Here is a 17360-nt window from a genome sequence, read left to right as displayed (position 1 = left end):
ACTTTCTATCTTTCGGTGTTACCGGGACGATCTGGCGTTATCGGGAGGCGGATAATAAAAACCGGTGGGTTTGCCAGTTCCGAAAACCTACTGACTGTTGTTATTTTCGGCGTTGGAGGGACGAGCGGCTTCGGAAGCAAATAGAGTCGCGAAAACGTCACCTGCGTCGGCTGAAGAGGCAGGCTCGCATCGTGGATTTGAGCCAGGTGCTGACACCGGCACTGGTTCCACGATCTCGAAGTTTGGGGTAGGGGTGCCAAGGACACGGGTCCGGATTAGCGCGGGCAGCCAGCGGCGCATGCGAGGTGCGTGCTCAGAGTTAGCTTTGCCGAGTTGGACGCCACGGTCGTATTGCCATCGCCCTGTCCGAAGGTTGTCTCTTATCGTCGAGTTCGGCACGCCGGTGATGCAGCGAACCCAATGGATGTCTGCCAAGCTCTCCCGCAACAGATTGCTTGCGAGGTCGTCCGCAGGAAGGACGCCGAACAACTGGCGCCATAAGATGTGCTCCGGGTAGATGTCGTGCATCTTTTCCAGTCCGAAGCGTCCTGCGATGTCTCTTACAGTGTTGCGGCCGACGCCGAGATAGAGTCTGAGCTCTTCGGTGGACAGTCCAGCGGCTTTGGCGGGAACGACCTTGGCCCGATACAATTCGAATGTCATGGCATCTCTCCTTTGGCGGGAGATGGGTCCGAAAGGGTGTTGGCCAAAATGTCGGTCGTTAGGGTCGGCTTACGAGGCGGATAAGGAATGTGACCCTCTTCCAGCACAACGTTTCTGGAGCCAAGCGACGAATAGCCGACGAGTTCGGTGACGCCAAAGCTCCGGTATCGATGTCGATGGTGGCGAGACATAACGAACCGGCGCAGTTCAGTTGGCACCGACTACGGGGCAAGAAAATTCGTGTCAGTCTTCTTTGTCGGAGGGCCACCGACGCCGCTTTTCGGTCAAAATTACAAGATCAAGCGCATCTCTCAGCACGCCGTTAACGCTCCCTGCATATCCGTCTGCAACGAGCTGCTTCGCAATCGCATAGTGCTCGTCACTCAAATGGACCTCGATCCTAACCTCAGTCTCCGTCCGCAGATGGTCTTGTGCGTCTGACGAGAACTCTGCGACCACCTCCGAGGGCCCAGGGATATTCCCGGCGCGCGGGGAACCTACATCGCGCAGCCCTTCCAGGTCGTCGATCAGAACGAAGTCGGGATCGATGCGTCCCCGGGAGCGTTCGAAAGCCTCGCGGAACCGTTCGTCATCAGACTTGAGTGACCGCAAAAAATGTTTGGGCACGGCGCCTCGGTCGTCATCTGCATCGAGAACGCCGATGCGGTATCCGAGTGGCGTGTCCTCGGCCGCGTAGTTGCCGGATGTCCGGGGCCGGAGCGAGACCCCCGTCTCGATATCAAGCTCAATGCCAGTTTCACGCGTCAGTCGAGTGAGCCCATAGATGAACGCCTGGATCTGGTCAGGTGTCATGTCACCTCGCATACGGGTTCATAAATCGTCGCCCGGTATCGATCGTATCGACTCTGTGGGGTTCAAGGGAAAGACTATTATTCATTACCAGAAGCTATCACGGACGTGCATTCCGGCCGAGGGATCAAGCATTACACCACAGAAAACAACTTGCGGCGTAAATGCTCATGTATCGTCGCTGCCGCGCAGTTGTCGCCGCGCTTACTCTAAGCCGCACATGCTACAATTTCGCCGGAGTGGCCGTCGTGGAATCTCATGTCTACAAGTCGCGTGCGGCTCGCCACCCCCCCCCGACGTTCGTTCGAACCCGAGCAAACATCGTTTCCGCGCGGACCGGGACCGCTCCCGGCCTTTGGCCGCCATTTGGACCGCCCTGCGTCATCGGCCCATCGCTATCTCACATAAGCCATGAACTGTGGGCCCCAGCCGCAGGCAACGGCGGGCATTCACCTTGAAAATAGGTAATCATCAATGCACCATGGGACCACGACCGCTGTTTCCCGGGCAAAGTATTGAGGCGTCCGCGCAAAAGCGCGGACCTACGTTGGAACACAGTTTTTTGCAGGAGCAAGGTGCGTTTGAATTACTGGACCAATAAGCCCCCGTCTGCAAGTAACCTACGCTTATTTCAGTCCGATGGGACGTGGTTGGCTTGGGATGATTGTGAGGAAGACGGAAAGACTCGTAGGGGAGCAATAGGACAGGTCGAAGAACGACTGCTGTCGGCCCTGAATGCAACCAACCTGATGGCTCTGCTTGGTTCGGGCGCATCTTTTGCCGCAAAAAACGCGGACGGAAAGCAGGCCCCAGGGATGGGTGACCTCTGGGACGATGTCCGACAGAAAGTTGGGGAGACGAATTTTGACCAGGTTGTCGCCAATGTCTGGGGGGCGACCGACAAGAAGGACATCGAGTCGCTTCTCAGTCTGTGCAAGATGACGGTCGAGTTGCAAGCTGCCCGCAGGGCAGCCGCTGGTCAGGATGCAACTGGCAACATGCAAGTCGACCTGCCATCCTTCGTCCAAAATGCAGAACAGGCGATCTTGGATCGCGTCGACTTCGTCTCGGAGAAGACGGACCTCATTTCCCACAAAGAGTTCCTGCGCCGCCTCGCCCGCCGAAGCGCAGACAAGGCGCGGGTGAAGCTTTTCACTACTAACTACGACCGCTGCATCGAGGAAGCGGCCGTCACCCGGAATCTGGCCCTTATCGACGGCTTCTCCCACTCCGCGGTCCAGCGGTTCAATCGCGATCACTTTCAGCAGGACATCGTGCGGCGATCCGCCGGCAGCACGCGCGCAGACTATGTTGATGGGGTTTTTCACCTCTATAAGCTACACGGGTCGATGGATTGGAGGCGTCGCAAGTCTGATGGTGTGGTCATCCGCCGTCTCGGCCACGACGAGAACCACGAACCAGTGCTGATCTACCCGCGCTCCTCGAAGTATCAGGAGGCGTTTGCGCCGCCCTACCTCGACATGTTCGCCGCTTGGCAGGCGGCACTGCGAGAACCAGACACGACATTGATCGTCAGCGGTTTCGGTTTTGCCGACGATCACATCAGCGCACCGGTCTGGTCTGCGCTTGAGTCGAACCTCTCGATCCGCCTCGTGCTTTGCGATCCATGTTTCGTGCCAGTCGATGAACTCGACGTGAGCCTCATCGACACCCAAGAGCATGCAATTTCTCACACCAACGAAAACTTGCACACATACCAGCAACGCATCCTAAGCTTGGTGAAGGAGGGCGACAGCCGGATCACGGTCCTGAACGGCCGGTTCAGCGATCTGGCCGTCGCTTTGCCGGAATTTATGGGGGAGACCGACCGGCAGCGGCTGGAGGCTCGACTTGAACGCATCCGGGGGCAGGACGATGGCGATGGATGACCGGTCGGCGCTAATCGACGGGGAAAAGCGCCTTGGCACCGTGACCAAGGTTAGCGCTTCCGGGATCGAACTGAACCTGCCACAAGCCCTCGCCGCGACCGGTCGGCGTGGCATCGCGCGTGGGACGGTGGGCGACTTCGTCTTCATCGACTGCGACCAGGCAGCTATACTCGGACGCATCGTCGAGGTTCATATTCCCGACCGCAACCGACCCGCCCTTGAAAGACAGATCGAACGTGAGCCCAGCGTGGAGCCGGTTGGCAGGGTTCAACTGCTCGCAACGATACGCAAAACGACGCAGACTGTCGTTAGAGGCGTGCTGGTATCACCGAGGGTCGGGGACGGTGTTTTCGAGTCGAATGGCCCAGCACTGTCAAGCTCGATCCAAGCTGCTCTCTTCGATGGCGTCGATGTGCAAGATGGCGCACAGCCGATCGCCGTTTCCCTCGGTCGAATATCTGGCATCGACGACGCCGAAATCGCGTTACCGCCGGAAAAGCTGTTCGGCCGCCACTGCGGCATCTTCGGTGCAACCGGCGGCGGGAAAAGCTGGACGCTCGCAAAGCTCGTTTCCGAAGTCGCTCGTCTCGGCGGAAAGGCCATCGTATTTGATCCGACAGGCGAGTTCTCGGGCAAACTGCCTGGCGCAGTCGAGTATGTCTTCACGCGGGCCGAAGATGGTCAGACGCTGGTCAGGTTTCCTTCTGAACGGATGACCGAGTTGTCACTCTTCGCGCTCCTGCGCCCCACCGGTCAAAGCCAAGGACCGACCATGCGCGAGGCGATTAGGAGCTTGAGGGTGGCACGCGCGTTAGCGACCGACCAGCAAATACAAGCACAGGACATCGTTCAAGGAAGGCAATATTTCGACCAATCATTTGGGACCGTCTGGGTCGAACAGGCGGGCACAATTCGCAAGACCGGACAGAAGATCGCTGAATTCAATAAGGCTACAGATCACTATGCCACAGAAATCGCGAGCCAAGACTGCAACTTCGATATCCATCGGTTGACCGATCAGATCGCGAATGAGTGCATCTGGCCGGATGATCGCAACGACCGGTCAAAATTCGGCGGGCCGAATGACTCCACTTTGGGATACTGCAACACTTTGATCGTGCGGATGCGTGGAATGCTGGCGTCCGCAGAACTGCGATGCCTGTTCGGGGACGAGGGCGAAGACATTTGCACTCTCCTCGACGGCTTCCTGAAAGACACGCAGCAACAGATATGCCTGATCTCCTTCAAGAATGTCAGCTTTAACCACAACGCGCGCGAACTGCTTCTGAACACCATCGGTGAGTATCTTCTCGGCCTCGCCCGTGGCGACCGCTTCCGGACCCAGCCCGTCATCTGCTTCCTCGATGAGGCGCATCAGTTCATGGGTCGTTCTGTCGGGGATGAGTTCAACAGCGTATCGCTCGACGCATTTGGCCTGATTGCCAAGGAAGGCCGGAAGTATGGGCTGACGACTGTTCTCGCCACACAGCGCCCCCGCGACGTTCCGCAGGACGTGCTGAGTCAGCTCGGGACGATGTTCGTCCATCGACTTACGAATGAGCGCGACCGCGAGACCATTGAGCGAGCCTGCGGTGATCTGGACAGGTCCGCCGCTGCATTTATCCCGTCATTGAGCCAAGGAGAGGCAATCGTCTTGGGGCCAGATCTTCCCGCTCCCCTACCGATCCAAATAACTGCGCCCGAAAGAACGGCACAGCCAACCTCTCGCGGCCCGAATTATCAGCGCGCCTGGCGGCAATTCTGATCAGGTCGCCGTCAGCTCAATTGTGCGCGGCCGCTTACGGCCCTCAGCGGACCTTTGAGATGACCGCTCCCAGCTCTGACCTGCTCCCCTGAAAAGTCCGCAGTTTGAAGTTAGCCTGTTCTCAAAACGAGGAAACAGACGATGCGGAAAAGCCGTTTTAGCGAAGAGCAGATCATTTGCATCCAGAAGGAGCACCAGGCCGAGATAGGCGCCAAGGAGCCCTGCCGGAAGCATGGCATCAGTGATGGCACGTCCTACAAATGGCGCTCAAAGTATGGCGGCATGGGTCGCGACTCTGGGTCGGAGTGGCTGCGACGGGATCAGCTCACCGGTAGATATTCGGCCAAGAGGTCGGCGGCGCTCTCGTCCTCCAGGCGATCAAGGGCGAAGGAGATTTCGAACTCGTCATCGAGGGTTGCGAAGATTGTGTCTTCGTCCTCGACGGTGAGGGTAGCGATGGGCCGGGACATGTTGCCGTAGTTTAGGCGCACTGCGTCCAGATGCAGCTTCGCGTCCTGAATGGCGCTGCGAAAACCGCGAGGGCCGTGGGCGTAGTCACTGCTATATCCTGCGCGCTGGAGGATGTCATTGGAAAGGCCCTCGTTCGTGGGCCCCACGGTAAGATAGATGCGCTTTGTCATTGCTGTGGCTCCTTGATGGGGTGAGGTTGAGGTGATGACCGGCTGCCCGAAGTGACCGCGCCGGGTGGCACCAAGGTCAGACAAGGCCGCTCCCGCGCGACGGATCGAGATCGGCCCTGCGGTAGAGTTCGCTGAGCGGAGATGAGAGCAGCTTACGGGAAACCGTATCGGTCACGCGCGCCATCAGTCGCTGCCCGCCGTAGGTCTTCATTACCTTGTGAATGAACGCATTGCTTTCTGCGGCGGTCGGCAGAAAGCGCAGTTCATGTTTGTCGTTCAGTCCGGCTGCGAGAGCGTAGAAAAAGCGCATAGGGGATCTCTTGTTCATGCCTATTGGATTGACCCTCTTGGGGGTGAAAATCGTCAAGAGGCTTCTGCTGCACCTGACAACAAGGATATATGCCCCAAAATCTCTCCCCAAAGCGGATTTCGGCTCGTCGCCCACATTGGTCCTGCTCATCGAAGCAATAAGTCTGGTAGCCTGAGCGGCCTGCTCCCTCTCTTTCAATCCCGTGCGCCAAAATACGGCCCACATCCAACTGCCTGCGATGCCTATCATAATCCGCGATGCCCATCGTGATCACTGCATGCAGAACCTGGACTTGCCTCGAAAAAGTGGAAAGCACCAACTGAGGAACCGTGAGGTGTTCTACGGGAAACGGAAACAGGCCGACGCCGGAGTTTCGGCTGGAAGCGGTGAGTCTGGCGCCGACGCGCGGCCTGACACGGCGCGAGATCGCAGAGGGCCTGCCGGTGACCGTAGTCGGCCATCGCGATAGGAACCGCACTGAAAGTCGGATGCCCTTCGAGGAACCGGGTATGCTTGCCTTCGATAAAGACCTTCGAACCGTCGACAAGTTGCAGCAAGAAATCCGGTGTATAGCACCAAGGCCTGTAGCGCGTTCCGTGCAAAGCATCCATGAGAGCCTGTTTCGAAGGGTAGGCTTCGCCGGTATTGAGATCGAACGTGCATGGCTGCGGAAAGACGCCGCGCACCCGTGGATCGAGATCTGCCGCGATCAGGATGATCGACTCGAGTTCACTCTCCGTGTCCACGATCCCGCAGGCTTTGCCGGACGTCTGACGGTTAACCTTCTTCTGCAACCCTCGCTTGTCGATCGTGCGAGCAGGATCGCTGTATTTGCCGTCTGCGTCGAACATTTCTTCGCCCCTTCAGTTGATGGGAATCGTTCTCGTAGGCGAATGAGGCAATGCGTAGGCACAAATTCTACTAAAATATATCGACGCTGAAATATCATGTAAGCATCAGAAGATAAACAATAATATAGTAATTTCTTCTTGATTTTGACGATAAAGATCCAGAAATGCCATTTCCAAGAAGATATCCTATTTTAATCACATAGCCCTATAGGGCTATGTGATTTTTCGGTCGACAGATTTGCAGAATTGAACGATTCTATCTGAAAGCCCCGGGTCAACCCTGAAAGGCGGCCGCCAAGAGCGGGAATTCCCAAGGTTCTAATGTCGATGTGGCTCGACTGACGCCGAAATGGTATACTCAAGCTGTCAGGTTACGCTTGATGATCAATGGGCAAGTGACAGAGGCATTGGACTATGGAGCAGATCGTTCAGGGTTACCCGGTGCCAGGCAACTGGCGTAAACCACTGGAAGACGAAGAGGACGAAGAAGCTGGAGGCGGCAAGAGTAAGTAGTCCGCGGCAGTCAATCTGCGGGTGTCGGACCTGCTACGAAAACTCGATGGTGGAAGTGTTCTTCAACACCATCAAATCGGAGCTGATCTGGCCGGTCGCATGGCAATCCCGCCAGCCGGCGGAAAACGTTGTCGCCAGATACATCCACGTGCACCTCTCCCCCATCAGGCCACATTCCTTGCTCGGCTACCAGAGCCCTAACTCATTCGCGCGGAAGGCAAGGAAGTGAGATAATCTCTCCCCACAAGAAGCCAGGCAACTCCAGTCTGTCACAGCGATCCAGGACATGAGGTTGCCCAAATGAATTGCGACAAGAAGACAATGAGCCGCCTCGAACGCCTCGTCGTAATCGACTTCGAGGCTTCGAGCCTGTCCGAGGGCAGCTGGCCGGTAGAGGTCGGCATCTCATGGATTGAAAGAGGTGAACTCCATTCCTGGGCCTCTCTTATCCGGCCCGACGCGGGATGGAGCATGGACCATTGGTCGATCGCCAGCGCCGCGGTTCACAGGATTCCGCTCGAAACGCTCTCCGCCGCGGCGCCCGCAAAAGAAGTTGCGGACGCACTCATCACACTGGTCGCAGGGAAGCATCTGGTTTCGGATGCGCCGACGTTTGAGAGGATGTGGCTTTCCAAGCTGCTGGCTGCCGCCGGTCATTCAAGGAAGCCTGACATTGCGGAATACAACGAGATCACCTTTTCCATATTCGATGGATATGCACTCGACATGGTTTACGAGACCCTGGAACGGACCTTCGTCCCGCACAGAGCTGGACCTGACAGCGCCCGACTTGTGAAAGGCTGGCTCAAGGGGGCAGAAACATCGTGACAGGCCGAGTTCGCTGAAATCATGCGACCTATTCAGCTGACGTCCGGCTACTCTGCAACGCGTCGCATCCTGTGCGAAGGTCCCTTGTAGGATACCTTGTCACACAGGAGGGTGCCGATTGCATGCGATATTTCAACGGGGAAGCCAAATTCTACGCAGTTCTGGAAACTGAAGACATAGCCGCGTAACCAACGACAATCAGTCTCCGGCAAACACGGCGCGGTTTAACTTTCAACTCGCGATCGTGGGTAGACTGACCTGCCACTGAACTTTCATCCAGCCGTGACCGGAGCCCGGTTGGTGTTTACGCCGTTCGGCGCAGGTTGAGCAATCGCCCGACGCGCGGAGCTATCATCTCGCGCAGCGGGGCGGGCGATTGCGCTGGTCAGGGCGCGCGCGTAGTCAGCCGGTGTCTCGTAGTCCAAGGCAGAGTGCGGGCGTTTGGTATTGTAGTCGGCAGCCCAGGCGGCGATCACGATCCGCGCGTGGGCCAGGTTGCGGACATGGTCTCGTTGAGCAGCTCGTCCCGCATCCGCCCGTTGAAGCTCTCCACGAAGCCGTTCTGCATCGGCTTGCCCGGCGCGATGTAGTGCCACTCGATCCGGTGCGCGGTAGCGAAGGTTAAGATCGCGTTACTGGTCAGTTCGGTGCCGTTGTCAGAGACGATCATCCCCGGCTTTCCGCGGCGCTCGATCAGGGCAGTCAGTTCACGAGCCACACGGCGCCCCGAGATCGAGGTGTCCGGGATCGCCGCGAGGCACTCCCGGGTGACATCGTCGACCACGTTGAGCACCCGGAAACGCTGACCGTTGGCGAACTGGTCGTGAACGAAATCCAGCGACCATCGCGCATTGGGCCGCGCCTCGACCAGGATCGGGGCTCGCGTCCCGACAGCCTTGCGGCGTGCTTTGCGTTTGCGCACCGTCAACCCTCCCTCGCGGTAGAGCCGATAGATCCGGTTGATGCCTGAAGGCTCACCCTCGCGCCGCAGCAGCACGAAGAGCCGCCGATAGCCGAACCGGCGGCGTTCGTTGGCCAGCTCCCGCATCCGCCCGCGCAGCACCGTGTCCGGCGAACGCTGCGTCTGGTAGCGGACCATCTTGCGATCCGCCCCGGCAATCCGGCACGCCCGCCGTTCCGAGAGCCCGAACTGGGCCTTCAGATGCGCGACCGCCTCGCGCTTCAAGGCAGGCGTTACCACTTTTTTGAAACCAGTTCCTTCATGGCGGCGAGATCGAGCATCTGCTCGGCCAGCAGCTTCTTCAGCTTGGCGTTCTCGTCTTCGAGCGTTTTCAGCCGCTTTGCCTCCGGCACCGTCATGCCGCCGAACTTCGCCTTCCAGTTATAGAAGGTCCCTTCCGACATGCCGTGCTTGCGGCACAGGTCCGCGCACTTCGCGCCTGCCTCGTGTTAGGCCAGGATGCCGATGATCTGCTCGTCCGTGAATCTCGTTCGTTTCATTGTCCGTCCTCAAGTTGGGCCGGACTCTAATCGACGGTGGAGGAAAAATCCCGTGGCAGGTCAGGGAGGCCGAGAGCTGACCGCTGCGCAGCAGGGTCTATTGAAACTTGCCTACAGCTACGCTTCAGACTGGCCTGCGTAATGCCTAAGGTCATGAAGTGAAGCATGTCTCCGTGGCTGAAACAGGAGCGGCAGGCTCTACAGAGCCTGCCGTCATATGTGTTTTTCTGTCTTTCTTTTCAACCGAGGGCGCGGAAGTGCTCAACCGCTTGGCGCTTCAGCGGATGCTTGGGGAAACGCATCGTCCTCTTGTCCGTGAGTTCTTTGAACGCGGACGCCAACGAGCAGAGCTCGATAGGTTCGATCTTCTGCCCGGTGGCGACATCAATCGTAAGAAACTTGCGGGGTTCCTTGCCGTCCTCGTTGACTACAACTTCGGAGGCCGTTCCGTCAGCGGCCAGAATGACATCAACGGAAAGCGGTGCACCTTTGCTCAGGCCGCACGACAGAATGACAGGGAAGCCGTGTTCCTCAGAAAATCCGATCTCGAGTGCGAATTCGGCTTTGTCTACGGCCTCCTTCAGCTCCTTCGTCCGATGCGCTGTGTAGTGAATATTCATGATCGACCCCGTCCGGTGACCGGCGATCGCCTGGCGCTGTCCGTCGGCAACATCTGCGGCTCGCAAGAGGGAATGGAATGTCTTGCGAAGCGCATAGAAGTCTTCGTCGACGTCACCAAGATCCAGGTGGTTCAGGATGATGTAATAGGCCTTGCTGAACGGCTCAGTCACATTTCCCACCGCCGAACGATTGGCGGCTTCCGGGAAGAGAAGGGGGCCATGCGCATCGTCGAGACCCTTCCACCATTCAATAAAACCGAGATCGAGAAGGATCTGGGGAATGGGGACAACGCGGTATGCGTCGTCCGTTTTTCCAGGCTGATCAGCGCCCTGACCCAAGATGAAGCAGTATTCGCCGTTGCGCCAGATGATGTTGCGCCGCTTCAACAAGAGTATCTCCTTGATCCGGCTGCCGATCATCATGACGATGAGAGGCACCCAATAGAATGCGTCGCGGATGATCACGTTACCGGGTCTCCAGCGGCGATTTGCGGAAAAGCAGCCGGCGTAGATCGGAGAGGTCAGCAACTGGCTCAGTCGCTCTTCGGTCCAAGGCATGCGGATCTTCGACTGGACAACCCGCAGGTAGAGCGGATCTTGTTTCTCCTCGCCCAGCGCCTTCACGATGCGTTCGACATCGCGATAAGAAATCACCTCTGGCAGGTCCGTGCACCCGAGTGCTCGGGCTCCTTTCATCAAGCGGCTCAGGCCGTCTCGGTTGCGCTTCAGCGTGCTGTTTGTCAGCCGAGGCACGAGCTGTTCCGACAAGAGGGCCCGTTTCTCCAAATCGGACAAATCGTCCCTGTCCCGAAGCGCTTCAGTCGCGACGTAGTCCGCCTCATCGGCTGCCTCAATCTCGTCATCCTTGGTGATCAGCGCTTTGCTTGGGTCCTTGGGAGCGTCTGGGCAGAACCGGTTCTTGCCGTGCCCTTTTCCGTGGCTCTTCGGCAGTCGAGACATCCATTTGAAGAACTCCGTCTGTCGATCCGTCGTGATCGTCGCGACTGGAATATCTCCAAAGAAAGCGATCGCAATTTTTGCGATCGCGTCGATGTTTCCTTTCATGTCGCGGGTCGGATAGAGCTCGAGCGTCTTGGCCCAGGCTGCATTCAGGGAAACAGGCTTCGTTCGGACGAAGTCGTCGACAGGCAGTGACGAGAAACGCGCGACGGAGTCTGCTGCTTCCGTGACCGCGTCGTATCCGTCGAGGGCCTTCACTTCGAGATCGAGAATGTCACGGGCCAAATCAGTCACCCGGCGTCCCAGGCTCGACGGGAGATCTTCGGGCAGAGTGATGCCAAGGCGGGCAGCGGCATCCCGCGCGATCTGGTCCACAAGTCGAAAGTCGTTCTTACGGGCGTGGTGACGCATATCGTCACCTTGGTCCGTCAGGCTCTGGATCTGGAGATCGAGCTCATCGTCGTCGATGGGCTCACCTGTGTTCTGCGCGTCGATGATGCGGTTGAGTTCAGCGCGCAGGATGTCGGACAGGATGACCTTGATCTGCTCTGCGGTGACGGCGGTTGCGGAGGTGTTTGTCATTATTTTTCTCTCTTCGCGTTGTAGGACTGAGAGGAGATGCGCCGCCCGGCACATCGCCTCGGTCCGAAAATTCGTCCGAAGGGAGAGGCACAGAAATTTTCCCGTGCATTTTTTCTGATTGTTGACGCTACGTAATCTTTTTCTGAAGTAGTAGGTCGACCCTCTGAGAAGAAGATAGGGCCCTGGCGAACGCCGGGGCCGGCGGGTCTTCGATAGCATCTTTGCCGCGTTGCAGGGGCCTGCCGGAGGGCGGTCGATGGAGCGCGGTTCCGCAGGATGTGGCGCATCCTGTGATACAGCTGGTGGCACAGTCTCAGATTTCTGTGACACAGCATTTCCGGACCGCATCCTTGCGACCCTATATTCTTGGGCTTTTTTGTTCTGGTGGGAAAACATGGCTGGGGTGGTAGGATTCGAACCTACGGTACACGGTACCAAAAACCGCTGCCTTACCGCTTGGCTACACCCCAACGTGAGCGGCTAATTAAGCCGACAGCGCGGGGGGTGCAAGACCAAATCCGCAAAAAATCTTGTCCTTTCCGTCGGGCTCTTGCGGGGCGTCACTCAACGGGGGCGTCGCGGTTCAACAGGTCCTGATCACCAAGGGCGCGGCGTTCGTCGTTGACGATCTTTTCCAACTGCGCCTCGGCGTGGGCGTCGGTTTGCTGCGCTTCCATGTCGGGCGCTTTGGTAGGCGCGCGCGCCGGGGCGGGGGCGGGCGTATCGGGGCCGAGGATTCGGAACGTCGGCTCGGGCATCGTGACGCCCGCGGCATCCAGCGCGGCCAGACACAGGCGCGACGCCTCGGACCGGGCCAGAAGATAGGATGTATCGTGCTGGTCGATCCAGCCCGCCACCCGGAGCGTCACGCTGCTGTCGCCCAGCGATTCGATCCAGACCGAAGGTGCGGGTGCCTCCAGCGTGAAGGGCAGGGCGCGTACGGTCTCCAGCATGATCGCCTGCGCGCGGGTCAGATCAGTGTCATAGGCCACCCCCATATCGACCAGAATGCGGCGTTCGTTGTTGCGGGTGAAATTGGTGATCTTGCTTTTGAACACGGTCGCATTCGGGATGCGGATATGGTTGCCATCGAAACTCAGCAGGATCGTCGCGCGCGACGTCAGGCGGATGACCTTGCCCTCTTCTCCGTCGATTTCCACCGTGTCATTGGGGCGAAACGGCTGGCGCATCGACAACAGCACCGAGGCGATGAAGTTTTCCACGGTGTCGCGAACGGCAAAACCGATGGCCAGGCCGACGATCCCGGCCGCGCCAAGGATGGTCGACAGCAGTGCGGTGGCCCCAAGGATATCCAGCGCGATGACCAGACCGGCGACCACGAAGGCGATGCGCAGTATCTGGCGGTAGATGTCGGCGATGAAGGCGTTGGGCGCAATCCTGTCCCACGGCTGACGCCGCCGCGCGATCCAGAAGCCAACATAGGTGACCACTGCAAAGGCCACCATCCCGACCGAAATCAGCGGCAGGAAGGCGATGAACTGGAAGAACCGTGCCCGGAACCGCTGCATCGCGGGGTTCAGCCGTTCAACCACATCGGTGCTTTCGACCACCTCGTTGCGGATGGCGACAACGCCCTGCACGCGGCGCGCGATTTCGTTCAGGCGGGTGGCCGCCGCGCTGTCGATGGTGGTGCCGCGCAGCGTGACGATGCCCGAGGACACGGTGACCGTGACATTGCGATAGCCGTCCAGCTCGCCCAGAATATCGCGGATACGCACGGCGATGGCGGCGTCCTGCGTTGCGCTGTCTTCCACCGTGATGGTGCCATCGGGCTGGTCGGCGGTCTGGGCGGCGAGGGGCAGGGTAGAGGCCAGCGCAAGGCAGACCAGCAGCAGTGACAAAAGACGCATCAAAAAACCTGTCGTGACAAAGGGCTGAGGCCAGATTATGGCCCGTGCGCCGTCACGATCAAGCCCGGACTATTCGCGCAGCTCGTCCGGCGCGACACCCCAGAGCACCCGCTTTTCCGCCCAACCGCGATAGCCGCCCGCCGAAATTCGGCACCATGCGACGGTGCACTCACCCAGCCGCGCCACCACGCCCAGCTCAAACGCCGCGGTCACCGGCGCGTTCGGATCGGGGCGCAGGTGCACCGGGGTCATGTCCTGTTCGATCAGCACGGTGCGCACGCCTGACAAAAGCGCGTAATGCACCCAACCGCCCGCGCCGTCGCGGTCCTGCACCCGGCGCCAGTGGCCGTATTCGGCGGTGATCTCCAACGGCATGTCGCGGCGCTTGAACACCCAGTCGATGCGATGGGTCAGCGAGGGGCCGCGCCGCACGTTGCCCTCGGTCGCCTTGAGCGAGACATAGCGCGGCAGGGGCAGGTTGGTGACGGGGCCGCGTTTTTCCTCTGCGGCGAAGGCTCCGGCTGCCAGACTCAGCCCCACGATCAAGGCCGCCATGCGGCCCGTTCCCTTGACGATGTTCGACACGCTTGCCTGCCCGACTGCTTATGTTTTTGGGGATCACGGCTTTTTCCCGCGCGGGGTTCTTGTGCCCCGCCTGATCCTGCGCTTTGATGCCACAAGAGGCGCAGAATTGAAAAGCCATGGGAGAGCAGGCGTGCCAAGAGAACGGATGAGTGTTGTCGTAACGCGACGGTTGCCCGAGCAGGTAGAAACCCGGCTGAGCGAATTGTTCGACGTGCGCCTGCGCGACGACGATACGCCGATGACCCGGGAAGAGCTGACCGAGGCCATGAAAAGCGCCGATGTGCTGGTGCCCACGGTGACTGACCAGATCGACGCGGCGCTGATTGCGCAGGGCGGCGACCGGCTGAAGCTGATCGCGAATTACGGGGCAGGGGTCGATCATATCGACGTGGCAACGGCGCGGCAGCGCGGGGTTCTGGTGTCGAACACGCCGGGCGTGCTGACCGACGATACCGCCGATATGACGATGGCGCTGATTCTGGCGGTGACACGGCGCATTCCCGAAGGGCTGGCCGTGATGCAGCGCGGCGACTGGCAGGGCTGGGCGCCGACCTCGTTTCTGGGCGGTCGGGTCGGCGGGCGCCGGTTGGGCATTCTTGGCATGGGCCGGATCGGTCAGGCGGTGGCGCGGCGCGCGGCGGCCTTCGGGATGCAGGTGCATTACCACAACCGCAAGCGCCTGCGCCCCGAGATCGAGGAATCGCTGGAGGCGACCTATTGGGAAAGCCTTGACCAGATGGTGGCGCGGATGGACGTTTTGTCGATCAACTGCCCCTCGACGCCATCGACGTTCCATCTGATGAACGCGCGGCGGCTGAAGCTGATGAAGGACACCGCCGTGATCGTGAACACCTCGCGCGGCGAGGTGATCGACGAAAACGCGCTGACACGGATGCTGCGCGCGGGCGAGATTGCGGGCGCCGGGCTGGATGTGTTCGAACATGGCGCGGCTTTCAACCCGCGCCTGCGCGAGCTGGAAAACGTGGTGCTGCTGCCGCATATGGGCTCGGCCACGCGCGAAGGCCGGGTCGAGATGGGCGAGAAGGTGATCATCAACATCAAGACCTTCGCCGACGGGCACCGTCCGCCCGATCAGGTGGTGCCGTCGATGCTGTGACGGCGCGCGCCCTGCGGAACTGACCGGCCCCGTGGCGCGCGGCGCGTGTGCCCCGGTGGCCCCATCTTTGCGACGCGCCCGGAGGGTTACCATGCGCAAGATGTTCCTTACTGCCGGGGTGATTGCCCTGCTTGGCGGCGCGTTGCCGCTGGCGGCGCAGCAGGCCGCCGATGCCGTACAGCCCGAGGTGGCCACCTCTCGCGCCGAGGTCGAGGGCGTATCGCCCGCGCTGGCGGCGGCACTGTCGGCCAAGGGGCTGGGCCAGCCGGTTGAGGCGCAGAACTGGATGGTCGCCGCCGCCAATCCGCTGGCGGTCGAAGCGGGGGCCGATGTGCTGCGCCAGGGCGGCAGCGCGGCGGATGCGATGGTCGCCGTGCAGGCGGTTCTGGGGCTGGTCGAGCCGCAATCTTCGGGGCTGGGCGGCGGGGCCTTCCTTGTCTGGTACGACGCGGAAACAGGCGAACTGACCACTCTGGACGGGCGCGAAACCGCGCCTCTGGCCGCGCGACCCACGCTGTTTCAGGACGAGGCGGGCGAGCCGCTAAAATTCTTCGATGCCGTGGTGGGCGGGCGCTCGGTGGGCACGCCGGGCACGCCCGCGCTGATGGAGGCCGCGCACCGCCGCTGGGGCAGGCTGGACTGGGCGCCGCTGTTCGACCGCGCCATCGCGCTGGCCGAAGACGGATTCACCGTGTCGCCGCGTCTGGCCGAGCAGATTGCGGCAGATGCCGACCGCCTTGGGCGCTATCGGGATACGGCGAATTATTTCTTGCCCGGCGGTACGCCACTGGCGGCAGGGGATGTGAAGAAAAACCGCCCCTACGCACGCACCCTTGCGGCGCTGGCCGAAGGCGGGGCGGCAGAATTCTATACCGGTGCCATCGGCAAGACGATTGCCCGCGTTGTGCAAGAGGCCGAGGGCAATCCCGGGGTGCTGGCCGAGATCGATATGGCACTCTATGAGGTGCGCGAGCGCCCGGCGGTCTGCGTGCCTTACCGCGCCTACGAGGTCTGCGGCATGGGCCCGCCGTCCTCGGGCGCGTTGACGGTGGGCCAGATCCTTGGGCTGGTATCCGGGCATGACATGGCCGCGCTTGGCCCCGACAGCCCCGAGGCGTGGCGGTTGATCGGCGATGCCTCGCGGCTCGCCTTTGCGGACCGGGGTCGCTACATGGCCGACAGTGATTTCGTGCCGGTGCCGGTGAAGGGGCTGGTCGATGCAGCGTATCTGGAGGAGCGCGCCAAGCTGCTCGACACGGATGCCGCGTTGGGCGATGTGGCGCCCGGCAATCCCGGATTCGATCACGCCTGGGCGGATGATGACTCGATCGAGTTTCCCTCGACCTCGCATATCTCGATCGTCGATTCGGCGGGCAATGCGCTGTCGATGACCACGACCATCGAAAACGGGTTCGGCTCTCGGCTGATGGTGCGAGGGTTCCTGCTGAACAACGAACTGACCGATTTTTCCTTCCGCACCCATGCGGATGGGGTGCCGATTGCCAACCGGGTCGAGCCGGGCAAGCGGCCAAGGTCGTCGATGGCGCCGACCATCGTGATGCAGGGCGGCAAGCCGGTGCTGGTGATCGGCAGCCCGGGTGGCAGCCGGATCATCGGCTATGTGGCGCAGGCTGTCATCGCGTGGGCCGACTGGGGCATGAACGTGCAGCAGGCGGTGTCGATGGGCCACGGGCTGAACCGCTTCGGCACCTTCGATCTGGAAGAGGGCACCGACGCCGCCAAGCTGCAAGAGCCGCTGGAGGCGATGGGGTTCGAGGTCTCGGTGCAGGGGTTGAATTCGGGCTTGCATGGCATCGCCATTGGCGAGACTTTGCAGGGCGGCGCCGACCCCCGCCGCGAAGGCATCGCGCTGGGCGAATAGGGCGCGACGATC

Annotated in this window: 15 protein-coding genes, 1 tRNA gene and 1 pseudogene; 6 read left to right on the top strand and 11 right to left on the bottom strand. The window is 60.4% G+C overall.

From position 1 onward, the window contains the following. Positions 1-87: 87 nt before the first annotated feature. Both FGK64_RS02830 and FGK64_RS02825 read right to left on the bottom strand, forming a co-directional pair. A complete protein-coding gene (locus FGK64_RS02830) occupies positions 88-663 on the bottom strand; it encodes a hypothetical protein (RefSeq protein ID WP_138862280.1) in 576 nt (191 codons plus the stop codon). Positions 664-906: 243 nt separating this feature from the next. Further along, positions 907-1476, bottom strand: a complete 570-nt coding sequence (locus tag FGK64_RS02825; RefSeq protein WP_138862279.1) for a hypothetical protein — start codon at positions 1474-1476, stop codon at positions 907-909. A 578-nt stretch (positions 1477-2054) separates the two neighbouring features. On the opposite strand from FGK64_RS02825, the gene FGK64_RS02820 reads away from it, so the two are divergent. From FGK64_RS02820 to FGK64_RS22695, 3 genes are all read left to right on the top strand, one after another. After that, on the top strand, positions 2055-3362 hold the full coding sequence (locus FGK64_RS02820) for an SIR2 family protein (protein WP_246057656.1): 1308 nt from the start codon (positions 2055-2057) through the stop codon (positions 3360-3362). Further along, positions 3349-5127, top strand: a complete 1779-nt coding sequence (locus FGK64_RS02815) for an ATP-binding protein (protein WP_210236532.1) — start codon at positions 3349-3351, stop codon at positions 5125-5127. Before FGK64_RS02820 ends, FGK64_RS02815 begins: the two co-directional genes overlap by 14 nt. 141 nt (positions 5128-5268) lie before the next feature. Beyond that, positions 5269-5607 (top strand): transposase, encoded by a 339-nt coding sequence (locus tag FGK64_RS22695; protein ID WP_281280368.1) that lies wholly within the window; start codon positions 5269-5271, stop codon positions 5605-5607. A 237-nt stretch (positions 5608-5844) separates the two neighbouring features. Here FGK64_RS22695 and FGK64_RS02805 read toward each other — a convergent pair whose 3' ends face one another. Continuing rightward, a complete protein-coding gene (locus FGK64_RS02805) occupies positions 5845-6078 on the bottom strand; it encodes a hypothetical protein (protein ID WP_138862277.1) in 234 nt (77 codons plus the stop codon). A 245-nt stretch (positions 6079-6323) separates the two neighbouring features. Further along, positions 6324-6929, bottom strand: coding sequence for a hypothetical protein (locus FGK64_RS02800; protein WP_138862276.1), 606 nt, complete (start codon positions 6927-6929; stop codon positions 6324-6326). A gap of 834 nt (positions 6930-7763) precedes the next feature. Between FGK64_RS02800 and FGK64_RS02795 the strand changes: the two genes are divergently transcribed. After that, positions 7764-8270 carry a 3'-5' exonuclease gene (locus FGK64_RS02795; protein WP_138862275.1) on the top strand — a complete coding sequence of 169 codons (507 nt, stop codon included), beginning with the start codon at positions 7764-7766 and terminating at the stop codon, positions 8268-8270. Between the two features lie 272 nt (positions 8271-8542). Here FGK64_RS02795 and FGK64_RS22815 read toward each other — a convergent pair whose 3' ends face one another. From FGK64_RS22815 to FGK64_RS02770, 7 genes and pseudogenes are all read right to left on the bottom strand, one after another. After that, complete coding sequence (locus FGK64_RS22815; protein WP_425456593.1) at positions 8543-8866, bottom strand: integrase core domain-containing protein; 324 nt, start codon at positions 8864-8866, stop codon at positions 8543-8545. Then, positions 8833-9531: pseudogene (locus FGK64_RS02790) on the bottom strand (DDE-type integrase/transposase/recombinase); the annotation flags it as partial. The gene FGK64_RS22815 and the pseudogene FGK64_RS02790, both read right to left, overlap by 34 nt. Then, positions 9465-9635 carry a transposase gene (locus tag FGK64_RS22450; protein WP_246057655.1) on the bottom strand — a complete coding sequence of 57 codons (171 nt, stop codon included), beginning with the start codon at positions 9633-9635 and terminating at the stop codon, positions 9465-9467. The pseudogene FGK64_RS02790 and the gene FGK64_RS22450, both read right to left, overlap by 67 nt. Before the next feature lie 335 nt (positions 9636-9970). Beyond that, positions 9971-11893 (bottom strand): site-specific integrase, encoded by a 1923-nt coding sequence (locus FGK64_RS02785; RefSeq protein WP_138862274.1) that lies wholly within the window; start codon positions 11891-11893, stop codon positions 9971-9973. A 395-nt stretch (positions 11894-12288) separates the two neighbouring features. Then, positions 12289-12363, bottom strand: a tRNA-Gln gene (locus tag FGK64_RS02780). Between the two features lie 90 nt (positions 12364-12453). Next, positions 12454-13764, bottom strand: coding sequence for a mechanosensitive ion channel family protein (locus FGK64_RS02775; RefSeq protein ID WP_138862273.1), 1311 nt, complete (start codon positions 13762-13764; stop codon positions 12454-12456). 69 nt (positions 13765-13833) lie between these two features. Beyond that, entirely contained in the window at positions 13834-14319 is a 486-nt protein-coding gene (locus tag FGK64_RS02770) for an SH3 domain-containing protein (RefSeq protein WP_138862272.1), read from the bottom strand. Between the two features lie 160 nt (positions 14320-14479). On the opposite strand from FGK64_RS02770, the gene FGK64_RS02765 reads away from it, so the two are divergent. Both FGK64_RS02765 and ggt read left to right on the top strand, forming a co-directional pair. Then, positions 14480-15466, top strand: a complete 987-nt coding sequence (locus FGK64_RS02765; protein ID WP_138862271.1) for a 2-hydroxyacid dehydrogenase — start codon at positions 14480-14482, stop codon at positions 15464-15466. A 91-nt stretch (positions 15467-15557) separates the two neighbouring features. After that, complete coding sequence (gene ggt / locus FGK64_RS02760) at positions 15558-17348, top strand: gamma-glutamyltransferase (protein WP_138862270.1); 1791 nt, start codon at positions 15558-15560, stop codon at positions 17346-17348. Positions 17349-17360 lie beyond the last annotated feature (12 nt).

Source organism: Arenibacterium halophilum (genome assembly GCF_005938225.1).
Taxonomy (GTDB): domain Bacteria; phylum Pseudomonadota; class Alphaproteobacteria; order Rhodobacterales; family Rhodobacteraceae; genus Arenibacterium; species Arenibacterium halophilum.
Note: the sequence above shows the minus strand (reverse complement) of the source record. Positions and strands in the feature narration are given on the sequence as shown.